Genomic DNA, 22400 nt, shown 5'->3' on the forward strand with positions numbered 1-22400 from the left:
GCCGGCCAGGTCCCTGGCCACACCGCCGGCCAAGCCCCTGGCTAGGCCGCCGGCCAGCGGCGGGGGTCGCGCAGGCCGGCGAGGCCGCGGCCGACGTCGTAGCCCTCGGCGGCGAGCCGCTCCCGTGCCCCGGCGAGCATGCGCCGTGTCGACGGCTGGAACGACTTGTCGTGCAGGGGCTCGGGCAGGGAGTTCATGGCGAGCCGGAACGACCGCAGCCCCGCGGTCACGATCGGCTGCGGGATCTCCGGCAGCATCCCGTACATCTGCCGCGCCCAGCGGGGCAGCGAGTAGTAGCAGAGCGCGCCGAACGGCAGGTACAGCGGCTTGCCCGGCCGCAGGAACCTCATGTCGTGCGGCAGCTTCGGCCAGAGCAGGAAGCGCACCGCCCCGCGCGCCTCCGGCGTGACCTTCAGCTGCGGGCGCATGTCGGCGAAGTAGGCCTCCATCTCCGCGACGCTGCCGGGCACGTCCTCCTCGTGCAGGCCGACGTAGGTGGCGCTGCGGCGCTGCTCGGCCAGGTAGCGGTCGGCCTGTTCGTCGCTGAGCCGCAGCCCGGAGCGCCGGGCCACCTCGAGGTAGGAGAAGACCTCGGCGCAGTGCACCCAGAGCAGCAGTTCGGGTTCGTCGACCCGGTGAAGCCGCCCGGTGTCGGGGTCCTTGACGCGCAGGGCTCGGTGGATGGCGCGGACCCTGCGGCCGAGCTCGTCGGCCTCGTCGGCGGTGCCCCAGGTCACGACGCCCACGAAGTCGGCCGTGCGCTGGAGCCGGCCGATGGGGTCCGTCTGGAAGGTGGAGTTCTGCCAGACGCCGCGCATCGCGATCGGGTGCAGGGCCTGGAGCATCAGGCTGCGAACGCCTCCGACCCACATCGAACGGTCGATGTGGACCTGCCAGGTGGCGCTCTGCGGGGGCTGGACGGTCGCTTCCATGGCGACCATCGTAAGTGAGTAGTTACATGCGACGAAATGTGTCTCTCGTCTCATGTCGGCCACGTACGGTCAGGAGCGCCGGATTCGTTCAGCCGCAGTCCAGGACGCCCGGTGTCGTCAGGGGCGCTCGGCGTCGTTCCAGAAGGTGGTCAGAGCGCTCGCCGTCGTCTCGGGTGCCTCGACGGCGGGAGAGTGCGCGGCACCGGGGATGACCACCTTCCGCGCGCCCAGGCGCTCGGCCATGACGGCCTGGGCCTGGGGCTCCCAGGCGTCGTCGTTCTCCCCGTACAGGACGAGGACGGGCAGGCCGGCGCCACCGGTCGCCTTGGCGAGCTCCTCGACCCGGTCGGAGCAGGACAGCAGCTCGTTCGCCATGCCCAGCAGCCCGGAGCGGGAGTTCATGAACATCCGCCGCCGGAGGAAGGCCACGATCTCGGGCGGGACGCCCTTGGCGAGGGCCTCCGGCTCCATCCGCGTGGACCACAGGTGTTCGAGCCCGACCTTCGGCAGCGCGGAGAGCAGGACACGCCCTTCGACCTCGCGCCCGCCGGTGATCGCGGCCGGGCCCGAGCTCATCAGGGTGAAGGACTCGACCAGGGCCGGATCGGAGATCACCGTCTCGCGTGTCACCAGGCCGCCGAAGGAGTGCCCGACCAGGTGGACCGGGTCTCCGATCGACTCGATCACCGCGGCGATGTCGGCGCCCAGCTCCGCGCAGCTGTAGGCGGCGGCGTCGTCCGGTCCCGGTGTCTCGTACTGGCCGCGCATGTCGAGCGTGATCACACGCCGTCCCGCGCCGGCCAGGGTCTGCAGGACCGGGATGAAGTCTTCCTTGCTTCCCGTGAAGCCGGGGATCAGCAGAGCCGGGGCGCGTTCGGAGATCCCCGATCCGGGAAACGCCTCGAGCGCGGCGAAAGCACCGCGTGAAGTCTCGATGTCCGTCCGGCGAACACCGGGGGGCAGAGTAAGAAACCGGGGCGTACTCACTGGCAGGAGCTTACTTGCCGATGTCCAAGCGACACCAGCTTAGCGCTTTCACCGGTTACCACCCCTTGCCGGGCACCGTACGCTTCAGTCATGACGGTCGCCGTCTCAGCACACAAGGGCGGGTCGGAAGACGCCGCACCGGCCTCATGGCAGGCCTACGAGACCGCCCTCACCACGGGCGCCGAGTATGTCGAGTTCGACATCCGGCGCACGCGTGACGGCGATCTCGTGGTCTTCCACGACTCCCACATCGCCGGGCGCCCCGTCGCCGGGCTGAGCTACGAAGAGCTCTGCGCCGTCGTCGGTCACCGGGTGCCACTGGTCCGCGACGTGATGAAGCTGATCGCCGGGAAGGCCGTCGGTCATCTTGATCTCAAGGAGACGGGGTACGAGCACGAGGTCGTGAAGATGGCCCTCGATCTGCTCGGACCCGGCAACTTCGTGGCCACGACACTCGTGGACTCCTCGATCGCGGAGATCAAGAGACGACATCCGGAGGTCACGACGGCGCTGTCACTGGGCCGCGACCTGCGAGAGGTCGGCCGGTGGCTGCGGCTCCCGGTGCGTGCCCGCGAGCTGTACCCGCTCGGGCGGATGCGGGCCTGCGGCGCCGACTGGCTGGCGGTGCACCGCCGCCTCGCGCGGGCGAACGTCCTGCGGCTCTGCGGTCGCTTCGGCATCCCCGCGATGGTCTGGACGGTCAACGGAGAGCCGCAGATGCAACGGTTCCTGGCCGACTCGCGGGTGGCCGTACTGATCACCGACCGTCCCCGCCATGCGCTGAGCCTGCGTCTGGGTACGGCGCGGTAGTCGGAGGGCTCCCTCGGCGCGGAGCGGGCATGAGAAAGGGGCGCGGTCCGTCGCCACGCCCCTTGGTCACGTCCGCGTCAGACCGGCCTGCGCGCTCCTCCTGTGCGGGAACGGCGCCGCCGCCTGGGCTTGGACTGTGCCGCCTCGGCCAGGTGCGCCGCCTCGGCCTCGGGATCGGCAGGCGGTGCCATGAACTGGACGACGGGAACGCCGGCGGGCGTCGAGGCGATCGGTGCCTGGACCGGTGCCGGTGCCGCGGGCGTCTCCGCGGGAGCGTCGTCAACGGCGGTGTCAGCGGTGTCGGTGATGGTGTCGGTGCTCGTCTCGACGCCGCGGCGGGTGCGCCGCCGGGACCGGGACGGGCGGGTGGGCTCAGCGTTCTCGACGCCGGCGTCGACGGTGTCGCCCTGCGGTTCGGGCACGGCCTGCTCCTCGGCGACCGTTTCGCCGACCACTTCCGCGACCGCCTCGGCGGCCTCCGGGGCCGCGTCCGCGTCGATCGGCCGTCCGCCGCGGGTGCGCGTGCGGGTGCGCGTGCGCGGCTTGCGCGTGCGCTCCGTCCGCGATTCCGTCCGCGATTCCGTGCGCCTCGGCGAGCGGGTGCGCCCGGTCTCGCCGATGTCCTCGACCTCCTCGGCCTCGAGCCCGGCGCGGTCGCGCTGGGCCTTCGGCAGGGTGCCGGTGACGTCGGTGGGAATGTCGAGCGCCTCGTAGAGGTGGTCGGAGGTGGAGTAGGTCTCGGCCGGCTCGGCGATCTCCAGGCCGAGCGCCGAGTTGATCAGCTTCCAGCGCTGGAGGTCCGCCCAGTCGACGAGCGTCACCGCGATGCCCTCCTTGCCCGCCCGGCCCGTACGGCCGATGCGGTGCACGTAGGTGTCGGCGGCGTCGGGGCACTCGTAGTTGACGACGTGGGTCACGTCGTCGACGTCGAGGCCGCGGGCCGCCACATCGGTGGCGACGAGAACGTCGATCTTGCCGGACCGGAACGCCCGCAGCGCCCGCTCACGCTGGCCCTGACCGAGGTCGCCGTGTACGGCCGCGGCGGCGAAGCCGCGTTTGACCAGGTCGTCGGCGACGCGGTCACAGGCCCGCTTGGTCTGGCAGAACACCATGGTCAGGCCACGGCCACGCGCCTGCAGGACGCGGGAGAGCAGCTCGGGCTTGTCCATCTGGTGCGCCTGGAAGACGTGCTGGACGACCTGCGGGGTCGCCTCGGACTCCTCGTGCGACTCGGCCCGTACGTTGGTGGGCCGGGTGAGGTACTTGCGGGACAGCGCGACGATCTCGCCCGGCATGGTCGCCGAGAACAGCATCGTCTGCCGGCGCGCGGGCACCCGATCGACGAGGCGCTCGATGTCGGGCAGGAAGCCCAGGTCGAGCATGCGGTCGGCCTCGTCCAGGACCAGGACCGACACCTGTGACAGGTCGAGGTGCTTCTGCTTGACCAGGTCCAGCAGGCGGCCCGGCGTGCCGACGACGGCCTCGACGCCCTCGCGGAGGGCGTCGATCTGCGGCTCGTACGCGCGGCCGCCGTACACCGACAGCACGCGGGTGCCGAGCTTGCCGCCGGCGACGTTCAGGTCGTCGGTGACCTGGACGGCCAGCTCACGGGTCGGCACGATGACGAGCGCGAGCGGCTTCTTGCCGCCGTGCTCGATGCGCTGGAGCAGCGGGATGCCGAATGCGAGCGTCTTGCCCGTGCCGGTACGCGCCTGGCCGATGATGTCGTGCCCGCTGAGCCCGATGGGCACCGCGAGCGACTGAATCGGGAACGGTTCGACGATGCCCTCGGTCTCGAGGGCGGCTGCGATTTCGGGAATGACTCCCAGATCATGAAATGTCGTCAGGGCCTTCAGCCTCCAGAGTGCGGGGTCCGCTCGGCGCCGCATGTGCACCAGGTCGGTGACGCGGCAAGCCATCTCGCGGTCGCAAACTCATGCGCCGCCCGCGGCAGGGCTTACTCGTGCACCTGCCGGTCGTCGCATACGGTCGCGCACTCGCGCGGGAGGGACCAGCCGTCAAATTCTTCCTAAGGATTGCGACCGGGGGTCGCGCTGCGCAGCGCGCGGTCACATTTCGCCACGCAGTGTAGCGGGAGAGATCGGAAACAGAAAGTCCCCGACGTAAAGGTCTAACACACGTCCGTCCGGTTTCATTCCCTGCCCCCCGCGTATGACTCGGAGGCGCCGTTCGGCCGTCTGGCCTGCTGCGCCACACCGGTGACCGGGTGGCGGCGGGCCGGCGGGCGACCCGCCTGCGGGCCGTACGGCGGCGGAGGCCGCTTCCGGAGCGTAAACCCTGGTGAGAGGCCTCAAGTGCGCCGTCGCGCCGCGCACCGTGGCTGTGACGGCCCTTCTGACCGCATCCGGTCAGCGAGTGGAGAAGAAGCCGCCACGGAGACGGTGCCGGGGTGACGGCCGGACGGACCGTGACCGACGGTAGTGAGCGCCACCGCGCCCCGGCGTCTGACGCGGCCGGGACGCGGCGGTGGTCTCATCCGCCGGGGACGGCGCGAGGGCGGGTCGGCGGACCCGGTGACCTCACAGAACCCGGTGACCTCAGAAGACCCGGTTGCGCCGTCGCCCGATGCCGCCGCTGAGCAGGGCGACCAGGATCGCGGCGATCACGACCGAGATGATGAACGCCAGGACACTGCCCGCTCCCACCGCGCCGGCGACCATCCCGCCGAGGACCGCGCCGACGATCCCGACCAGGATCGTCAGCAGAATGCCCATCGGGTTGCGTCCCGGGATGACCAGGCGGGCCAGCAGCCCGATCACGGCACCGATGATGATGAACCAGATCACTGTCAGCATCGTTGTGACACCTCCTACCGGCCGCCTTGGAGCGGCGGCTCGATTCAGCGACCGGTATGCCCCCTAAATCTGGTGTCATTCCGGGAAAAGCCTGTTAAAACGCCCCAAATCCGACGGACGGGGCGTCCGACTCCGCGATCTCCACGTAGGCCAGCTTCGCGGCGGGCACCACCACGCGGCCGTTCTTGCTCTTCAGGGCGAAGACGCCGTCGTCCTCCGCGAGCGCGTCGGCCACCGCCTGCTCGACCTCGTCGGGGGAGAGGGAGGTCTCCACGACGAGCTCCTTGGGTACGGACTGCACACCGATCCTGACCTGCACGTCTGTCCTCCGTGATCCATCCGTCGTCTCAGAGCCGCCCGCCACCGGCGAACCGGGCGATCTCCGGGGAACCGTCGCACGTCCGCCCGCGTGATCTCGCGGTCAGGTCGTACGGGGGAAACCGCCGATGCCGCGCCAGGACAGCCGGGCGATGAGCCGTTCGGCCTGGTCCTTGGGGATCGTGCCGCGCTGCGACAGCCAGTAGCGCGCGCTGACCTCGGCCATGCCGACCAGGCCCATGCCGAGCAGGTGCGCCTCGTCGCTGGAGACGCCGGTGTCCTCCTGGATCACCTGGGCGATCATCTCGGCGCACTGCTGGTTGGTGCGCTCGACCCGTGCGCGCACGGGGGCGACGTTGCGCAGGTCGGACTCGAAGACCAGGCGGTACGCCTCGCCTTCGCCGGCCACGAAGTCGTAGAAGGCCTCGATGGTCCGCTCGACCCGCAGCTTGTTGTCCGGCGTCGACTCCAGCGCGTCGCGCACGCACTGGACGAGACCCTCGGCGTGCTCGTCGAGCAGCGCCAGGTAGAGCTCGAGCTTGCCGGGGAAGTGCTGGTAGAGCACGGGCTTGCTGACCCCGGCGCGCTCGGCGATCTCGTCCATCGCGGCGGCATGGTAGCCCTGCGCGACGAAGACCTCCTGCGCCGCGCCGAGCAGCTGGCGACGGCGTGCCAGCCTCGGCAACCTCGTGCCTCGCGGGCGCGCGTCCGGGGTTGCGGTCACGTGGGTTCTCCGATCGACTGCCGAGCGGCGCCGGAACGCGATGGCGCCTGGAGCCACCATCCTACGGCCGGGTAACACCGCGCCGCGAGCACCGCCTCATCGATAGTCGTCGTCATCGAGTTGGTCGTCGCGGACCGAGAGGTGCTGATCGGCGGCGTCGGCCTCGTCGGCCTCCGTGGGCACCGTCTCCGGCCAGCGTTCGGAGTAGTCGCGCACGCGGACGTGCTGTTCGGCGGCGTCGGCGTCGTTCGCCTCGACGGGCACGGCGGGCGGCTCGGGCCGCTCCTCGCCGCGCGCCGGGGTGTGCTGCTCGGCCGCGTCGGCCTCGGGAGTCTCGAGGCTCAGCTCGATGTCTTCCTCGGACATGCCTTCCCCCAGCTCAGAGTTGGTCGGCCAGTTCGCGCAGAACGGGCTCGATGGCCTCACCATAGGTCGGGAACGCGTGGACCACGTCGGTCAGGATGCTGAGCGGCGTCTCGGCCCGGATGGCCAGCGTGATCTCGCTCATCCATCCCTCAGCGTAGAGGCCGATCGCCGCCGCCCCGACGAGGACGCCTCGCGCCCGGTCGGCGTACAGCTCCACGCGGCCCCGGTCGTCGTCCTCCACGGTCGCCCGCGGCGTGTTGGACAGGTCGTACCCGGCGGCGATGAGTTCCAGCCCGGTCGCCGAGACCGGTGAGACGCCCACGGTGTACACCGTCGGCGTGGTGTAGACGGCCCGCGGCACGGCGCGGTAGTCGGCCTCACGGCGCTTGCCGAGCACGTTGGAGACGACGACGCGCGACTGGTAGTTGGCCGCGTGGGTGTACGGCGCCACGCCCGTGACGTCGCCGGCCGCCCACACCGTCGTGCCGGCCGTGTCCGTCTCGGCGTCGACCACGGCCTTGCAGGTGACGTCGACCGCGATGCCCTGTTTCGGGTCGGGCCGGATGCCGAGTGTCTCCAGGCCGAGGTCGGCGACGCGCGGCCGGCGGCCGGTCGCGACGAGGATGCGGTCGGCGTCGATGTGCCCGCCGTCGGACAGGTACAGCCGCAGGCCGCTCTCCGTACGCTCGGCGCGTGTGGCGCCCACGCCCAGCCGCAGGTCGGCGCCCATGCGCCGGAGCACGTCGGCGAGCAGGTCGCCGATGAACGGTGCCTCGGCGGCCAGCAGCCGGTCGGCGGCCTCCACCAGCGTCACCTGCGAGCCGAACGCGGCGTAGATCTGGCTGAGCTCACAGCCGACCGGCCCGCCGCCGAGCACGATCAGCCGGCGCGGCAGGTCCGGGCGGGTCAGCGCCTCGTCACTGGTCCAGGTCGGCACGTCGCCGATGCCCTCGACGTCGGGGGTGACCGGTTCGCTGCCGGTCGCGACCACGAGGTCGGTGTAGCCGTACTCGGTGCCGTCGACCTCGACCACCCCGGGCCGTACGACCCGGCCCCGGCCGCGGATCACGGTCACTCCCGCCTCGGCCATCTCCGCGGCGGTGGGCGCGTCGTCGAGGTGGCGGGTGACCTCGTCCCGGCGTGCGACCGCGTGCTCCCAGGTCTCCCCGCGGCGGGCGGACCGCAGCATCGACTTCGACGGCATGCACGCGAAGTACGGACATTCCCCGCCGACCAGGCGGTTTTCCACCAGCGCGGTCGAGCGGCCCGCCCGCGCAAGGTCGGCGGCGATGTTCTTTCCGGCGCCGCCGCCGAGCACCAGGACGTCGTAGCGCTTGTCCTGCGCGTCCGTCACCTGATCATCCTCTCCGACATCCACCCCGTGGTGCGCCCGTTGGCGCAGACACGATTGTTACCCGAGTAACCGATCCCGCGGACCGATGTGTGACACACCGGACGGCATCGAATGCCTGGTCCTGAGGCTCAGGGCAGCTTCTGCCGCAGCTCCGGCAAGGGCTCCAGCAGGTCGCCGTCCCGCTCGACGCGGGCACGGACGTCGTCCGGCCCGAAGCGAAGCTCGACATCACCCTCGATCTCGTCCCAGGTCACCGGCGTGGAGACGTACGGCTCCTCCGCCGCTCGGAGAGAATAAGGCGCGACCGTGGTCTTGTGTCGGTTGTTCTGGCTCCAGTCGACGAAGACCTTGCCGCGGCGCAGCTTCTTGTCCATGCGGCTGACGACCAGGTCCTGGTGGTCCTTCTCGAGTCGCTGCGCGGCCTCCTTGGCGTACGCGGAAGTGCGCTCGTCGGAGCTTTCGGCGATCGGAACGTACAGGTGAAGGCCCTTGCGGCCGCTCGTCTTGGGGAAGGACCGCAGGCCGTCGTCGTCGAGGAGTTCGCGGAGCAGGACGGCGACCTCGCGCGCGGCCTCCAGGCCCGCCGGCGGGCCCGGGTCGAGGTCGAAGACCAGCAGGTCGGGTTCGTGCGCTCCGCCGCGCGGCCCGACGCGCCACTGGGGCACGTGCAGCTCCAGCGCGGCGAGGTTGGCCGACCACACGAGTGTGCGCAGGTCGTCGATGATGACGAAGTCGATGGAGTCGCGGCTGCCGCCGGGCGTCGGCAGGTGGGCGGTGCGCACCCAGCCGGGCGTGTGCGGGGGCGCGTTCTTCTCGAAGAACGACTGCCCGTCGACGCCCTCGGGGTACCGCAGCCGGGTCGAGGGGCGCCCCGCGATGTGCGGGAGCATCACCGGCGCGATCCGGGCGTAGTAGTCGATCACCTCGCCCTTGGTGAAACCGTGCTCGGGGTAGAGGATCTTGTCGAGGTTGGACAGGACGAGCCTGGTGCCGTCGACCTCGACCCTCGTCTTGGCGCTCACCCAGCCCCCCTCCCCGGCGAGGCGGCTTTCAATCCTTCGGTCCGGAATGGACCGGTCTCACGGCTCGCGCCGGACCTCCTCCGGGGGGATCTCGGGGCGCAGGCCGCGCCAGGAGGCGTGCAGGAGCATCCCGTCCCGGGTCCAGCGGGAGAACGTCACCTCACCGGTGAGCGAGGGGTCGACCCAGTACGCCGAGCGCGCGTGCTCGCGCGGCACCTCGCCCGCGTACGGGCTGTCCGGGCGTTCCAGCGCGACCAGGCGCTTGTGCAGGTCGTCGAGGTCGAGGTCGGAGAATCCGGTGCCGACGTGGCCGACGAAGCGCAGCTCGCCGTCGTCGTACACGCCGAGCAGCAGCGAGCCGACCCCGCCCTCGCGGCGGCCCTTGCCGGCCTTCCAGCCGCCGATGACGACCTCCTGGGTGCGGAAGTTCTTCACCTTGCGCCAGAAGTCGACCCGGCGGCCCGGCCGGTACGGGGAGTCCAGCCGTTTGGCGATCAGCCCCTCCAGACCCTGCTCGGCGGTCCATTCCTGTAGCTCGCGGACCTGCTCGACCTCGGCGCCGTCCAGGTACGGCGGCGCCTCGACGGGTCCGGCGGCGAGTTCGAGCTCGTCGAGCAGCGCGCGCCGGTCCCGGTACGGCAGGTCGTACAGCGTGTGGCCGCCCAGGTAGGGCAGGTCGAAGGCGACGAAGTGCACCGGCACCCGGCGGATGAGCCGGGAGTCCGGACGGTCGGCGTGCATGCGGTGCTGGAGGCGTTCGAAGCTGGGGCGTCCCTCGGAGTCGAAGGCGACGACCTCGCCGTCGATGACGGCGGACTGGTCGGGGAGGAGATCGGCGAGGGACTGCAGCTCGGGGTAGCGGCCGGTCGCCTCGATTCCGCGGCGGCCGACGGCGCGTACGCGTCCGCCGGCGACGTACACGATCGCGCGCACGCCGTCCCACTTGACCTCGAGGGCCCAGCGGGCGACGTCGTCCGGTAGCTCGCCCGTCGTCGCGAGCATCGGCTGGATGTTCTCGGGCATCGGGTCACCCATACGGCGTTTCTGCCCATCCCGCTCGTGCCTGACGCCAGCGCGGCCGGAGTGCGTCGCTCGGTGATTCCCCGTCCGCCTGATGGGTACTGGCCGTGACGAAGCGGCAACCGTATATTCGAACATACTTCGCAATTCGGAAACTAGATCGACGGCGCGACGGGTAGGGGAACCTCATGCGCAGCATCTGGAAGGGCGCGATCTCCTTCGGGCTCGTCACGATTCCGGTCAAGCTGTACTCGGCCACCGAACAGCGCGACGTGGCCTTCCACCAGGTCCACCGCGAGGACGGCGGCCGGATCCGGTACAAGCGCGTGTGCACCAAGGACGGCGAGGAGATCCCGTACTCCGACATCGCCAAGGGGTACGAGCTCCCGGGCGGAGAGATCGTCGTCCTCACCGACGAGGACTTCGAGAACCTGCCCCTGTCCAGCAGCCGCCGCATCGACGTGCTGCTGTTCGCGACCGAGGAGCAGGTCGACCCGATCTACTTCAACAAGTCCTACTACCTGGAGCCCGAGGCGCAGGGCACCAAGCCGTACGTCCTGCTGCGCGACGCCCTGGAGGGCTCCGGCAAGGTGGCGGTCGTCAAGGTCGCGCTGCGCCAGCGCGAGTCGCTCGGCACGCTCCGGGTCCGCGACGGGGTGTTCGTCCTCGAGACGATGCTGTGGCCCGACGAGGTGCGCGCGCCCGAGTTCAAGTTCCTGGAGGAGGACGTCGACCTGCGTCCGCAGGAACTGCAGATGGCGACCTCGCTGATCGACTCGATGGAGGGCGAGTTCGACCCCGGCGAGTACAAGGACGCCTACCGCGAGGCCCTGCAGTCGGTCATCGAGGCGAAGGTCGAGGGCAGGGAGGTCGTCACCCAGGAGCCCGAGGAGGAGGCGCCGGCCGCCGCCGACCTGCTCAGCGCGCTGCGCGCGAGCGTCGAGGCGGCGAAGAAAGGCCGTTCCGGCGGGGGCCGGGCCAAGGACGACGGCGAGGCGGACGCGGACGGCAAGGCGAAGCGCGGCACGTCCGGCAAGGCCAAGACGGGCGGTAAGTCCGGCAAGGCGAGCGCCACCAAGTCGAAGGCCAAGAGTGGCAGCGGCAGCCGCAAGTCCGCCTGAGCGAAGGTCCGCTCGAGAGGCCGGCCGAAACGCCTGTGCGGTCTGTGACCAGGAAAGCGAGACAACATCCTCCTCGGGGGGAATAGATCGCACCCCGGGCCGGTTGTGACGCCCTGTAAGCTTTGTGTTTCGTGTTCAGGCGCGTCATCGCGCCGTGGCCGGCTACGAGTCCGCGATCCCCCGACTATTGCGGTACGTCTCGAGGCGGGCCCTTTCTGAGAGGTTCGTTCTTGACATCAGCTTCATCGACCCTGCCCTCCTTCGCCGAACTCGGCCTCCCGGAGCGGCTGGTCTCCGCACTGGAGCGCCGCGGCATCACAACGCCGTTCCCGATCCAGGCGGCATGCCTGCCCGACGCTCTCGCCGGGCGCGACGTGCTCGGCCGGGGCCAGACGGGCTCCGGCAAGACTCTCGCCTTCGGGCTTCCCCTTCTCACGCGGATCGCCGGTGGCGGCGCCGCGCCCAAGCGGCCCACCGCGCTGATCCTCGTTCCCACCCGTGAACTCGCCATGCAGGTCCAGGACGCCCTGGCCCCGCTCGGCCGCGCCCTCGGCCTGCACGCCAAGACGGTCGTCGGCGGCATGTCGATGACGCGCCAGATCCAGGCGCTCCGCCGCGGCGTCGACCTGCTCGTCGCCACGCCGGGCCGGCTCACCGACCTCATCGAGCGCGGCGCCTGCTCGCTCCAGGACGTCCGGATCACCGTCCTCGACGAGGCGGACCACATGTGCGACCTCGGCTTCATGCCGGCGGTGTCCGCGCTGCTCGACCAGATCCCCTCCGACGGCCAGCGGCTGCTGTTCTCGGCCACGCTCGACGGCGACGTCGACAAGCTGGTCCGCAAGTACCTCCACGACCCGGTGACCCACTCGGTCGCGCCGGCCGCCGCGCCGGTGGAGACCATGGACCACCACCTGTTCATCGTCGACCGCGCGCAGAAGCACGACGTCATCGCCGAGGTGGCCGGGCGCGAGGGTCGTACGATCATGTTCGTCCGCACCAAGCACGGCGTGGACGCGCTGACCAAGCGGCTGGCGCGGGTCGGGGTGCGCGCCGGCGCCCTGCACGGCGGCAAGACCCAGTCGGCCCGCACCCGCACCCTGGCGGAGTTCCGCGAGGGCAAGGTCGACGTGCTCATCGCCACCGACGTCGCGGCGCGCGGCATCCACGTGGACGACGTCAGCCTCGTCGTGCACGTCGACCCGGCCGCCGACCACAAGGACTACCTGCACCGGGCGGGCCGCACCGCGCGGGCCGGCGAGCGCGGCACGGTCGCCACGCTCGTCGCCCACAACGAGGTCCGCAACACCGAGCGCATGATGCGGCGCGCGGGCGTCCGCGCCCAGCGGTCCAAGGTGTCCGCCGGAGACGCCACGCTGATCCGCATCACCGGCGCGCAGGCGCCGAGCGGCATCCCGGTCGAGGTCGAGCCCGAGCAGCCGCGCCCCCAGCGCCGCGGGCACCGGCCGGGCGGCGGTCGCGACCGTCGTCCGGGAAGCCGGTACGGCGAGCGCCGCGAGGGCCGGTCCGGCGGTGGCCGGCACGGCGAACGCCGCGACGGCGAGCGTCAGGGCGAGCGGCACGAGGGCACGCCGCGGGTGCGGCACGAGGGCCGTTCGGGCGGCCCGCGCCGCGACGACCGGTCGGCCCGCCGGCCGCGTCGTGAGGCGACACCATCGGCGAGTCAGGGTCAGTAAGGATTGTCATCGCAGGTCATGGTCCGGGTCGCTCACTTTCTGGTGGGCGGCCCTGACTATGCCCAAGATCGGGTCAAGGCCGGCGAGGGCACAGAATCGGCCCGCGTATTGTTTTCTCTCATATGAGCGCTCCGATTCCGGCCTGGCCTGGCGAACTCATCTCGCTCGGTGACCTCGAGGTCTTCACCCGGACGGCGCCCGCGCACGACGCCGACGCCGAGCCGGCGGTCTTCGTGCACGGACTCGCGGGTTCGGCCTCCAACTGGACCGACCTGATGGGCCTGCTCTCCGACGAGCTGGCCTGCGAGGCGATCGATCTGCCCGGCTTCGGCTACTCACCCCCGCCGCCGGGCCGCGACTACTCCATCGACGCGCACACGCAAGCCGTCGTGCGTCTGATCGAGAAGCGCGCCCGCGGCCCCGTACACCTGTTCGGCAACTCCCTCGGCGGCGCGATCTCCACGCGCCTCGCCGGCACCCGTCCCGACCTGGTGAAGACCCTCACACTGATCTCACCGGCGCTGCCCGACCTGCGCCCGCGGTACGGCCCGGCGCGGATCCTGGCCGCCACGATGCCGGGCTTCGGCCCGTGGGCGGTCCGCCGGTTCACGCTCCTGTCGGCCGAGCAGCGGGTGCAGGGCACGCTCGACATGTGCTTCGCCGACCCGACGGGCGTGCACCCGGACCGGCTGATGGAGTTCGTGGAGGACGTCCGGCGCCGCGACGGGCTCACGCACAACGCCGAAGCGCTCATCGCCTCCTCGCGGGGCATCGTCAACGCTTACGTGCGCCGCTCACTGTGGCGGTACGCCGCGCGGGTGACCGCGCCGACGCTGCTCATCTACGGCCGCCGCGACCGCCTGGTGGACCCGCGCATGGCGGCACGCGCGGGCCGGGTCTTCAAGCACGCCCGCGTCCTCCTGCTGCCCGACGTGGGCCACGTCGCGCAGATGGAACGCCCGGAGATCGTGGCCCGGGAGTTCCGCGCGATGCTCGAGGACATCGCCATGCCCGAGGACGAGACCTCCGCCGCGGGTTAGGGCGCCGCTCCACCTCCAGACGCACCCTCGGTTCGAGGGGCGTGGCGACCGGCCCTGGCCACGGCCCGTCCGTAAGGTCGGGTTCGGTCCGTGGCCGAGGGCCGGTCCTGGAGTCCGGCGCGTCACTTCCGGAACGTCTTGCGGATGTCCCTGCCCATGTCCTTGAGGTGCTCGCCGACCTGCTTGGCCCCGCCCTGGGCGCGGTCGGAGCGCCCACGCGTCTCCATGTCCCGGTCGCGGGTCATCCGGCCGGTCTCCTGCTTGCTGTGGCCCTTGGCCATCTGCAGCCTGTTCTTGACCTTGTCTATGAGACTCATCTCTGGCATCTCCTCGCTCAGGTCGTACGGCTGCGATGTGCCCGCTATTTAGCGATCTATGCCGATCATGGCCGCGACCGATGGCGATACCTGCCGAGGCCGCTCGCCGGGAATGACTGACCGTATGGGAGAGTTGTCGCCTGGATAGGACACTGATGGAGCACACCAGTGTCCGTTCGGACAATCCCGAGCACGCACAGGAGACACCGTGTCGTTGCCACCCCTGGTCGAGCCCGCGGACGAGCTCACCGTCGATGAGGTCCGGCGCTACTCGCGCCACCTGATCATCCCGGACGTCGGGATGGCCGGGCAGAAGCGCCTGAAGAACGCCAAGGTGCTGTGTGTCGGTGCCGGAGGCCTCGGCTCGCCCGCGCTGCTGTACCTCGCCGCCGCCGGCGTGGGCACCCTCGGCGTCATCGACTTCGACGTCGTCGACGAGTCGAATCTGCAACGCCAGATCATCCACGGGCAGTCCGACGTGGGCCGCCCCAAGGCCGAGTCGGCCGCGGCCTCCATCAAGGAGGTCAACCCGCTCGTCAAGGTGGTCGTCCACAACGAGCCGCTGTCCAACGACAACGTCATGGACATCTTCTCCGGCTACGACCTGATCGTGGACGGCACCGACAACTTCGCGACGCGCTACATGGTCAACGACGCCGCGGTGCTGCTCGGCAAGCCGTACATCTGGGGCTCGATCTACCGCTTCGACGGCCAGGCGTCGGTCTTCTGGGCCGAGCACGGCCCGTGCTACCGCTGCCTGTACCCCGAGCCGCCGCCGCCGGGCATGGTGCCCTCGTGCGCCGAGGGCGGTGTGCTGGGCGTGCTGTGCGCCTCGATCGGCTCCATCCAGGTCAACGAGGCCATCAAGGTGCTCACCGGCATCGGCGAGCCGCTCGTCGGCCGTCTGATGATCTACGACGCCCTGGAGATGACCTACCGCAGCGTCAAGGTCCGCAAGGACCCCGAGTGCCCGCTCTGCGGCAAGAACCCCACGATCACCGAGCTGCTCGAGGACTACGAGGCGTTCTGCGGCGCGATCTCCGACGAGGCCGCCGACGCCGCCAAGGACTCCACGATCTCGGCGACCGAGCTCAAGGACATGCTCGAGTCGGACGACATCTTCCTCGTCGACGTGCGCGAGCCGAACGAGTACGAGATCGTCAACATCCCGGGCGCGACGCTGATCCCCAAGGGCGAGTTCCTGTCCGGCGCGGCGCTGGAGCGCCTCCCGCACGACAAGAAGGTCGTCCTGCACTGCAAGTCGGGCGCGCGCAGCGCCGAGGCCCTGGCGATCGTCAAGAACGCCGGGTTCTCCGACGCGGTCCACCTCGGCGGCGGCGTGCTGGCCTGGGTGAACCAGATCGACCCGTCCCTGCCCTCGTACTGACCCTGCTTCACGCCGGCCGCGCCCGGGGAGTGCGATCCCCCGGCGCGGCCGGCGTGTGCCCTGCCGAAGCCGGACCACGCACTCTTTCTCTCATGCGGACGACCTGCCGATGGCCGGTCTTCGCCGCTCGTACGGCACCGGATCACGCCGGCCGGCACGGACCGGGTCTTCAGGGAGGCCAAGTAACCTAAGTGGATATGGCGCAAAGCTCCGGGCCTGGCTGGCCCGTCTCCGGCTCGGGTTCGTCCGGGTCGTGGCGCGGGCCTCACGCGGAGTTTCCGGAGCCGCCTCCCGAACCCACCCCTTGGCACGCGCGGCGCAGGCTGTGGCTCGTCGTGGCGATCGTCACCGCGGTCGGCTACCTGGCCGTGGGCGGCCTCGCCACGGGGCGCGTGTACTGGGAGTTCCACCGCAAGCCGACCGCGGGCGAGATGTACCAGGCGGCCACCGAGGAGGTGCGTGACCGCTGGCGTACCTGGCCGGCCGAGCGCATCTTCCCCGACACCGTCCCGTACACCTCCGAACAGGGCGGCGTCGAGCAGGCCCGGCGCGTCGGGATCGCGTCCGGCACCGGATGTGACAGCGGCATCGGCGCCCGGTCCGCCGCGGTCCTGAAGCGCTACGGCTGCCGCGCCCTGCTGCGGGCGACCTACGTCGACCAGCTTCAGGGCATCGTCCTCACCGTCGGCGTCGCCGCCGTCAACGACGAGCGCGCCGCGCTGGCCGCCAAGGACGCCCTGGCGCCGCCCGACCCGACCGATCCCGGCGACACCCTCCGCGCCCTGCCGTTCCCCGAGACCATCGCCTCCCGGTTCGACGACGCGGCCCGGCAGTACGCCGCCGCGGGCCAGGCCGGACCGTACGTCGTGCTCACCGTCGCCGGGCAGACCGACGGGCGGCCGGGCGCGGCCGTGCGCAAGAAGCACACCACCGCGTTCCTGCTCGTGCCCGAGATCGGCGGCAACATCGTCGACGCGCTCGCGCAACGCGCCCAGCCCGACTGCTCGCAGAAGCGCGAGTGGAAGTGCTGAGACGCCGCCCGGGGGCCCGTACGGCACGGCATGGGGCTCCCCGGAAGGCGCCGGGGCGCGTGTCCGCGCTCGCCCTGGCTCTCGCGATGGCGGCCGGTCCCGCGCTCTGCGGCCCGACGACGGCGCACGCCGACGACATCCGCGACCGTGAGCAGTGGGTGCTCGACGCGGTCTCCGCCGGGAAGGCCTGGAAGGTCACCCGGGGCAAGGGCGTGACCGTCGCCGTGCTCGACACCGGCGTGGACGGTTCGCATCCCGACCTGGCCGGAGCGGTCACCACCGGTCCCGACCTCATCCACTCCGTCGCGCCGCACCCCGGCCGCCTCCACGGCACCTGGATGTCCTCGCTGATCGCCGGGCACGGGCACGGTTCCGGCGACGGGATGATCGGGATCGCGCCCGAGTCCCACGTCCTGTCCGTGCGCACGATCGCCGACCCCGACGAGCCCGGCTACAAGACCTTCCGTGACCGGCCCGAGTACCGGGCGTCGCTGGCCAAGGCGATCCGCTACGCGGCCGACCACGGTGCCGACGTGATCAACATGTCGCTCGGCGGTCCGAACGCGTCGGAGCCGGAGCGGTCGGCGGTGGCGCACGCGATCGCCAAGGGCGTCGTCGTGGTCGCCTCGGCGGGCAACGACGGCGACTCCAAGAGCCCCAAGAAGGTGGACCGCAACGGCATCGTCCGCCTGTCCTATCCGGCGGCGTTCCCCGGGGTCATCGGCGTCGCGGCGGTCGACCGCCACGGCACCCCGGCCGGGTTCTCCGACCGCAACGCGAGCGTGCTCGTCGCGGCGCCCGGCACGGGAGTGGTCGGCGCCGGGCCGGGCGACAGCTACTGGGTCGGCGAGGGCACCAGCCAGGCCGGCGCGATCGTCTCCGGCGTGGCGGCTCTGATCCGGGCGAAGTACCCGGACATGGCGCCCGCCCTCGTGGCCCAGGCGATCAGCACGAGCGCGAGCCACCGCCCGTCGGGCGGCTGGGACGAGCTGGTCGGGTTCGGCGAGGTGAACGCGAACGCCGCCCTCGCCGCGGCGGCCAAGCTGAGCGGTTACCACGACGTCGCGGCCGGCCGCCCCGGCCGGTTCGACAGCGCCCCGGTCGACCCGGTGCAGGTCGAGCGCCACCCGCCCGGCCTGATCTTCCTGGGCGGCTGGATCGGGGTCGCGGCCCTGTTCGGCCTCGCCGGCGCGCTGATCACCACGACAATGCTCATCCTGCGGATCCGGGGCCGCGGGAACGCCGACGCGGAGGCCGGACAAGGTGAGTGAGAGGTCGCACGAGCCGACGGAGTTCGCCGAGCGGGTGCTCGACCTCGTCGAGCGGATCCCGCCGGGCCGGGTCATGGCCTACGGCGACATCGCCGAGTACCTCGGGGAGGGCGGCCCCCGCCAGGTCGGCCGCGTGATGGCGCTGTGGGGAGGCGCCGTGCCGTGGTGGCGGGTGATCCGCGCCGACGGCTCACTGCCACCGAGTCACACCCGCGAGGCCCGCCCCCGCTACGTGGCCGAGGGCACCCCGCTGCGCGGCGAACGCGTCGACATGCGCCGCGCCCGCTGGGACGGCGGCACGTGAGCCGCTACAGGACCGTCGTGCCGTACATCTCGCCGAGCGGGTCGGCGAGGAGCTCCAGCCGCGCCCCGTCGGGATCGCGCAGGTAGATCGAGGTTCCGCTCTCCGTCTGGTACGGCACACCGGCCGCGTCGAGCTTGCCCCGCAGGCGCTCCCAGGTCGGCGGATCGACCGAGATGGCGACGTGGTGCAGGCCGCCGAGCACCTCGGCGTACGGGCCGAGGTCCAGCCCCGGGAAGTCGAAGAAGGCCAGCAGGTTGCCGTTGCCGATGTCGAAGAAGAAGTGGTTCGAGCCGCGGTAGTCGCGGTTCTCGACGATCTCGGTGAGCGGGAACTCCAGGAGGTCCTGGTAGAAGCGGATGGTCCGCTCGACGTCGGAGGACAGCAGCGCCGCGTGGTGCAGGCCGCGCGCCGAGCTGGCCGGCCGCTCGTCGTGCAGGTGCTCCTGCCGCAGCCGGGCCCGCTCCGCCGCGATGGCGTCCGGATCGATCATGCCGCCCCTCACTTCCGTCGATAGTTGAAAACTAAATCATTGGGGCCCTGCCGGGCAAGGACCTGGGCGATCACCCGCCGGAACGAAGAAGAATCAATCGCAACATTCGTGACATGGGTGCGTCTTGGCCAGCGCAGTCCCGATGATCTGCTGGAATCGATTGTTGTGTCACCAGCGTCCTACCGACTCGTGCGACGCGCCGGACCGGCGCAGGCGCCTCCGCCGGTGCTCGACGAGCACCAGCGGCGTGTCGTCGCGCACGCCGGCGGGCCGCTGCTCGTGCTGGCCGGGCCCGGCACCGGCAAGACCACCACGATCGTGGAGACCGTGGTCGACCGCATCGAGCACCGCGGCGTGGACCCCGAGCGGGTGCTGGTCCTGACCTTCGGCCGCAAGGCGGCGGGCGAGGTGCGCGAGCGCATCACGGCCCGGCTGCGCCGCACCACGCGCACGCCGCTGGCGCTGACCTTCCACTCCTACGCGTACGCCCTGCTGAACCGCGAGGCCGTCCTCGCCGACGAGGCGCCGCCGCGGCTGCTGTCCGGTCCCGAGCACCTGCTGGAGGTCCGCCGCCTGCTCCAGGGCGAGGTCGCCGACGGCGCGCGCGCCTGGCCGCGGCGGCTGCACGAGACGCTGAAGACCCGCGGGTTCGCCGAGGAGCTGCGCGACTTCATCCTGCGCGCCGGCGAGCGCGGCCTCGGCCCCGAGGAGCTGGTCAAGCTCGGGCGCGCCAGGGGCCGCGACGACTGGTACGCCGCGGGCCGGTTCCTGCACCGCTACGACGAGCGTTTCGACATCGACCCGGTCATGGCCTACGACTACGCCGAGCTGGTGCGCGCCGCCGCCGGGCTGCTGACCCTGGAGGACGTACGGCGGCGCGAGCGCGAGGCGTACGACGTCATCCTCGTCGACGAGTACCAGGACACCGACCCGGCGCAGGAGCACCTTCTGCGGCAGCTCGCCGGAGGGGGCGCCGAGCTCATCGTCGTGGGCGACCCCGACCAGTCGATCTACGGTTTCCGCGGCGCCGACGTGACCGGGATCCTGGAGTTCCCGCAGCGGTTCCGCACCCTCACCGGTGACGAGGCGCCCGTCGTCTCGCTGCGCGCCTGCCGCCGGATGAGCCCGCCGATCCTCGAGGCGTCCCGCCGCATCGCCGGGCGGCTGCCGATCGGCGCCCTGACGAGCGAGCACCGCGACCTGCGTCCGGCCGGCGAGCAGCATGAGGAGGACCCCCAGGCGGTACGCGTGGTGGTGGCCGACAGCGCCAGCCAGGAGGCCGCGCTCGTCGCCGACGAGCTGCGCCGCGCCCACCTGCTCGACAACGTGCCGTGGTCGCGGATGGCCGTGCTGGTCCGCTCGGCCGTCCGCCAGGTGCCGCCGCTGCGCCGCGCGCTGGCCGCGGCGGGCGTCCCGGTGATCGTCGCCGGTGACGAGGTGCCGCTGGTCAACGAGCCGGGGGCCCGCCCGTTCATCGTGCTGCTGCGTGGCGCGCTGCGGCCCGAGACGCTGGATGAGGAGGCGGCCGAGGAGCTGGTCCTCGGGCCGCTCGGCGGCGCGGACGCCCTCGGCCTGCGGCGGCTCCGGCGCGCCCTGCGCGACCTCGCCTCCCTGCGCGACGGCGATCCCGGCGACCGGCTGCTCGTACGCGCGCTGAACGACCCGCGCGAGCTGGTCCTCATCCACCCGAGGGTGCGCGAGCCCGCCGAACGCGTCGCGCGGCTCATCCGGCTCGCCCGTGAGGTCGCCGGCCACGGCGGCGACGCCGAGTCGGTGCTGTGGACGGTGTGGCAGGAGAGCGGCCTCGCCGACCGGCTCGTCGAGCAGAGCGTGGGCGGCGGGGCGCGGGGCGCCGCGGCCGACCGCGACCTCGACGCGGTCGTCGCGATGTTCGACATGGCCGCGCGGTTCACCGACCGGCTGCCGCAGGCCGGGCCGGAGCTGTTCCTCGACGACCTGGCCTCGCAGGAGATCCCCGGCGACAGCCTGGCCGAGCGGTCGCCCGACGGCGAGGCCGTGCGCATCCTGACCGCGCACCGCTCCAAGGGCCTCGAATGGGACGTCGTCATCGTCTCAGGCGTGCAGGAGGGCGTCTGGCCGGACCTGCGGCTGCGCGGGTCGCTGCTGGGCAGCGAGGAGCTGATCGAGTCCGCGACCGCCGCGCCGGAGGACGACGAGGTACGCGCGGCGTCCCTGGCGGCCAAGCTCATGGAGGAAGAACGCCGGCTCTTCTACGTCGCGGTGACCCGCGCCCGGCACCGGCTCATCGTCACCGCGGTCGGCGGCGAGGACACCGAAGAACGTCCCTCGCGCTTCCTGCGCGAGCTTCTGCCGGACGCCGCCGAGCACGCCCAGCTCGACGAGCGCACCCGGTGGCTGTCGCTGCGCGCCCTGGTCGCCGACCTGCGTGCGGCGGTGACCGACCCCGGCACCGACCCCCAGCTGCGGCGCTCCGCCGCCGGGCACCTGGCCCGGCTGGCCCGTGCCGGCGTCCAGGGCGCCGATCCGCGCAGCTGGTACGCCCTGACCGCCCTGTCGCACGACGGGCCGGCCTTCGCCGAGGACGAGCAGCTCGTGCTGTCGCCCTCACAGGTGGAGACGTTCGAGAAGTGCGGGCTGCGCTGGCTGCTGGCGGCCTGCGTCGGCGCCGAGGACGGCGGCGCGGGGGAGTACGCCACGATGGGCAAGGTGATCCACGCGGTCGCCGAGCTGGTCGGCACCGACGAGAGCGCGACGGACGACGACATCGCCAAGCGTCTCGACGACATCTGGGACGACCTGGACTTCCGCAGCGTCTGGTACTCCGACAAGCAGCGGGCCCAGGCCGAGAAGATGGTGAACAAGTTCCTGGCCTGGCACAACCGCCCCGAGGCCCGCGACGTCGTCTCCGTGGAGGAGTCCTTCGCCCTCGACCTGGGGCGCGTGGTGATCCGCGGACGCGTCGACCGGGCCGAGCGCGACGACCAGGGCCGCGCCTGGATCGTCGACATCAAGACCTCCAGCTCCCACGTACGCGAGGAGGACCTCGCCCGGCACCCGCAGCTCGGCGTGTACCAGCTCGCCGTGATGCTCGGCGCGTTCACCGACAAGGGGCTGATCGAGCCGGGAGGCGCCGAGCTGATCCAGGTCGGCAAGGGCGCCTACACCGCGCGGGTCCGCGTCCAGACGCAGGGCCCGCCGTCGGCCGACGACGACCCCGAATGGCCGCGCAAGCTGGTCGACCGGGTCGCCGAGGGCATGGCGAACCCGGTCTTCGAGGCCAAGCGCGACGACCACTGCCGCACGTGCCCGGTCCAGAGCTCCTGCCCGGCACACGAGAACGGCGGACACGTCACATGACCTCCTTCGTCGGCCCTGTGACGAACGTGCTGTGCCTATTGGCTCACTCGCTAC

21 protein-coding genes are annotated in these 22400 nt (G+C 71.6%); 9 read left to right on the forward strand and 12 right to left on the reverse strand.

Going from position 1 to position 22400, the window contains the following annotated elements; genetic code table 11:
* Window positions 1-41 precede the first annotated feature (41 nt).
* Both ABEA10_RS01395 and ABEA10_RS01400 read right to left on the reverse strand, forming a co-directional pair.
* Entirely contained in the window at window positions 42-932 is an 891-nt protein-coding gene (locus ABEA10_RS01395) for an oxygenase MpaB family protein (RefSeq protein WP_345456199.1), read from the reverse strand.
* 117 nt (window positions 933-1049) lie between these two features.
* Window positions 1050-1919, reverse strand: a complete 870-nt coding sequence (locus tag ABEA10_RS01400) for an alpha/beta fold hydrolase (protein ID WP_345456202.1) — start codon at window positions 1917-1919, stop codon at window positions 1050-1052.
* 90 nt (window positions 1920-2009) lie between these two features.
* On the opposite strand from ABEA10_RS01400, the gene ABEA10_RS01405 reads away from it, so the two are divergent.
* Window positions 2010-2729 (forward strand): glycerophosphodiester phosphodiesterase, encoded by a 720-nt coding sequence (locus tag ABEA10_RS01405; RefSeq protein WP_345456204.1) that lies wholly within the window; start codon window positions 2010-2012, stop codon window positions 2727-2729.
* Between the two features lie 77 nt (window positions 2730-2806).
* On the opposite strand, the gene ABEA10_RS01410 is transcribed toward ABEA10_RS01405, so the two are convergent.
* From ABEA10_RS01410 to ligD (ABEA10_RS01445), 8 genes are all read right to left on the reverse strand, one after another.
* A complete protein-coding gene (locus tag ABEA10_RS01410) occupies window positions 2807-4480 on the reverse strand; it encodes a DEAD/DEAH box helicase (RefSeq protein WP_425550850.1) in 1674 nt (557 codons plus the stop codon).
* A gap of 807 nt (window positions 4481-5287) precedes the next feature.
* On the reverse strand, window positions 5288-5545 hold the full coding sequence (locus ABEA10_RS01415) for a GlsB/YeaQ/YmgE family stress response membrane protein (protein ID WP_345456207.1): 258 nt from the start codon (window positions 5543-5545) through the stop codon (window positions 5288-5290).
* A 94-nt stretch (window positions 5546-5639) separates the two neighbouring features.
* Window positions 5640-5864, reverse strand: a complete 225-nt coding sequence (locus ABEA10_RS01420) for a DUF3107 domain-containing protein (protein ID WP_345456209.1) — start codon at window positions 5862-5864, stop codon at window positions 5640-5642.
* A 102-nt stretch (window positions 5865-5966) separates the two neighbouring features.
* Window positions 5967-6587 (reverse strand): TetR/AcrR family transcriptional regulator, encoded by a 621-nt coding sequence (locus ABEA10_RS01425; protein WP_285570596.1) that lies wholly within the window; start codon window positions 6585-6587, stop codon window positions 5967-5969.
* A 96-nt stretch (window positions 6588-6683) separates the two neighbouring features.
* Entirely contained in the window at window positions 6684-6953 is a 270-nt protein-coding gene (locus tag ABEA10_RS01430; protein WP_345456217.1) for a hypothetical protein, read from the reverse strand.
* Window positions 6954-6966: 13 nt separating this feature from the next.
* The gene (locus ABEA10_RS01435) at window positions 6967-8307 is read right to left on the reverse strand and encodes a dihydrolipoyl dehydrogenase family protein (protein WP_345456220.1); all 1341 of its coding nucleotides are present in this window, start codon (window positions 8305-8307) and stop codon (window positions 6967-6969) included.
* A 128-nt stretch (window positions 8308-8435) separates the two neighbouring features.
* Window positions 8436-9329 (reverse strand): non-homologous end-joining DNA ligase, encoded by an 894-nt coding sequence (gene ligD, locus ABEA10_RS01440; protein WP_345456223.1) that lies wholly within the window; start codon window positions 9327-9329, stop codon window positions 8436-8438.
* A 57-nt stretch (window positions 9330-9386) separates the two neighbouring features.
* The gene (gene ligD / locus ABEA10_RS01445) at window positions 9387-10352 is read right to left on the reverse strand and encodes a non-homologous end-joining DNA ligase (RefSeq protein WP_345456225.1); all 966 of its coding nucleotides are present in this window, start codon (window positions 10350-10352) and stop codon (window positions 9387-9389) included.
* A gap of 185 nt (window positions 10353-10537) precedes the next feature.
* Here ligD (ABEA10_RS01445) and ku point away from each other — a divergent pair, with 185 nt between their 5' ends.
* The 3 genes from ku (at window position 10538) to ABEA10_RS01460 (ending at window position 14207) form a co-directional block, all read left to right on the forward strand.
* Window positions 10538-11470, forward strand: a complete 933-nt coding sequence (gene ku, locus ABEA10_RS01450) for a non-homologous end joining protein Ku (RefSeq protein ID WP_345456228.1) — start codon at window positions 10538-10540, stop codon at window positions 11468-11470.
* A 230-nt stretch (window positions 11471-11700) separates the two neighbouring features.
* Window positions 11701-13167, forward strand: a complete 1467-nt coding sequence (locus ABEA10_RS01455; RefSeq protein ID WP_345456231.1) for a DEAD/DEAH box helicase — start codon at window positions 11701-11703, stop codon at window positions 13165-13167.
* Between the two features lie 122 nt (window positions 13168-13289).
* Window positions 13290-14207 (forward strand): alpha/beta fold hydrolase, encoded by a 918-nt coding sequence (locus tag ABEA10_RS01460; RefSeq protein ID WP_345456234.1) that lies wholly within the window; start codon window positions 13290-13292, stop codon window positions 14205-14207.
* Between the two features lie 122 nt (window positions 14208-14329).
* Here the strand turns inward: ABEA10_RS01460 and ABEA10_RS01465 are convergent, their stop codons facing one another.
* Entirely contained in the window at window positions 14330-14524 is a 195-nt protein-coding gene (locus tag ABEA10_RS01465) for a CsbD family protein (RefSeq protein WP_345456237.1), read from the reverse strand.
* 208 nt (window positions 14525-14732) lie between these two features.
* Between ABEA10_RS01465 and moeZ the strand changes: the two genes are divergently transcribed.
* From moeZ to ABEA10_RS01485, 4 genes are all read left to right on the forward strand, one after another.
* Window positions 14733-15911: an adenylyltransferase/sulfurtransferase MoeZ gene (gene moeZ, locus ABEA10_RS01470; protein WP_345456240.1), complete on the forward strand. Its 1179-nt coding sequence runs from the start codon at window positions 14733-14735 to the stop codon at window positions 15909-15911.
* 335 nt (window positions 15912-16246) lie between these two features.
* The gene (locus ABEA10_RS01475) at window positions 16247-16942 is read left to right on the forward strand and encodes a hypothetical protein (RefSeq protein ID WP_345456243.1); all 696 of its coding nucleotides are present in this window, start codon (window positions 16247-16249) and stop codon (window positions 16940-16942) included.
* A gap of 59 nt (window positions 16943-17001) precedes the next feature.
* The gene (locus tag ABEA10_RS01480) at window positions 17002-18213 is read left to right on the forward strand and encodes a S8 family serine peptidase (RefSeq protein ID WP_345456246.1); all 1212 of its coding nucleotides are present in this window, start codon (window positions 17002-17004) and stop codon (window positions 18211-18213) included.
* Window positions 18206-18517, forward strand: a complete 312-nt coding sequence (locus ABEA10_RS01485) for an MGMT family protein (protein ID WP_345456249.1) — start codon at window positions 18206-18208, stop codon at window positions 18515-18517. Before ABEA10_RS01480 ends, ABEA10_RS01485 begins: the two co-directional genes overlap by 8 nt.
* A 4-nt stretch (window positions 18518-18521) precedes the next feature.
* Here ABEA10_RS01485 and ABEA10_RS01490 read toward each other — a convergent pair whose 3' ends face one another.
* The gene (locus ABEA10_RS01490; protein WP_345456251.1) at window positions 18522-19007 is read right to left on the reverse strand and encodes a VOC family protein; all 486 of its coding nucleotides are present in this window, start codon (window positions 19005-19007) and stop codon (window positions 18522-18524) included.
* Window positions 19008-19196: 189 nt separating this feature from the next.
* Here ABEA10_RS01490 and ABEA10_RS01495 point away from each other — a divergent pair, with 189 nt between their 5' ends.
* The gene (locus ABEA10_RS01495) at window positions 19197-22346 is read left to right on the forward strand and encodes an ATP-dependent helicase (RefSeq protein WP_345456254.1); all 3150 of its coding nucleotides are present in this window, start codon (window positions 19197-19199) and stop codon (window positions 22344-22346) included.
* Window positions 22347-22400 lie beyond the last annotated feature (54 nt).

It is taken from the genome of Actinoallomurus oryzae (assembly GCF_039541955.1).
Taxonomy (GTDB): domain Bacteria; phylum Actinomycetota; class Actinomycetes; order Streptosporangiales; family Streptosporangiaceae; genus Actinoallomurus; species Actinoallomurus oryzae.

Excerpts from the sequence above, each read along its gene's own strand:
- ABEA10_RS01395 (WP_345456199.1), bottom strand. The coding sequence starts at position 932 with ATGGAAGCGACCGTCCAGCCCCCGCAGAGCGCCACCTGGCAGGTCCAC.
- ABEA10_RS01405 (WP_345456204.1), top strand. The coding sequence starts at position 2,010 with ATGACGGTCGCCGTCTCAGCACACAAGGGCGGGTCGGAAGACGCCGCA.
- ABEA10_RS01415 (WP_345456207.1), bottom strand. The coding sequence starts at position 5,545 with ATGCTGACAGTGATCTGGTTCATCATCATCGGTGCCGTGATCGGGCTG.
- ABEA10_RS01430 (WP_345456217.1), bottom strand. The coding sequence starts at position 6,953 with ATGTCCGAGGAAGACATCGAGCTGAGCCTCGAGACTCCCGAGGCCGAC.
- ligD (WP_345456225.1), bottom strand. The coding sequence starts at position 10,352 with ATGCCCGAGAACATCCAGCCGATGCTCGCGACGACGGGCGAGCTACCG.
- ku (WP_345456228.1), top strand. The coding sequence starts at position 10,538 with ATGCGCAGCATCTGGAAGGGCGCGATCTCCTTCGGGCTCGTCACGATT.
- ABEA10_RS01460 (WP_345456234.1), top strand. The coding sequence starts at position 13,290 with ATGAGCGCTCCGATTCCGGCCTGGCCTGGCGAACTCATCTCGCTCGGT.
- ABEA10_RS01465 (WP_345456237.1), bottom strand. The coding sequence starts at position 14,524 with ATGAGTCTCATAGACAAGGTCAAGAACAGGCTGCAGATGGCCAAGGGC.
- ABEA10_RS01490 (WP_345456251.1), bottom strand. The coding sequence starts at position 19,007 with ATGATCGATCCGGACGCCATCGCGGCGGAGCGGGCCCGGCTGCGGCAG.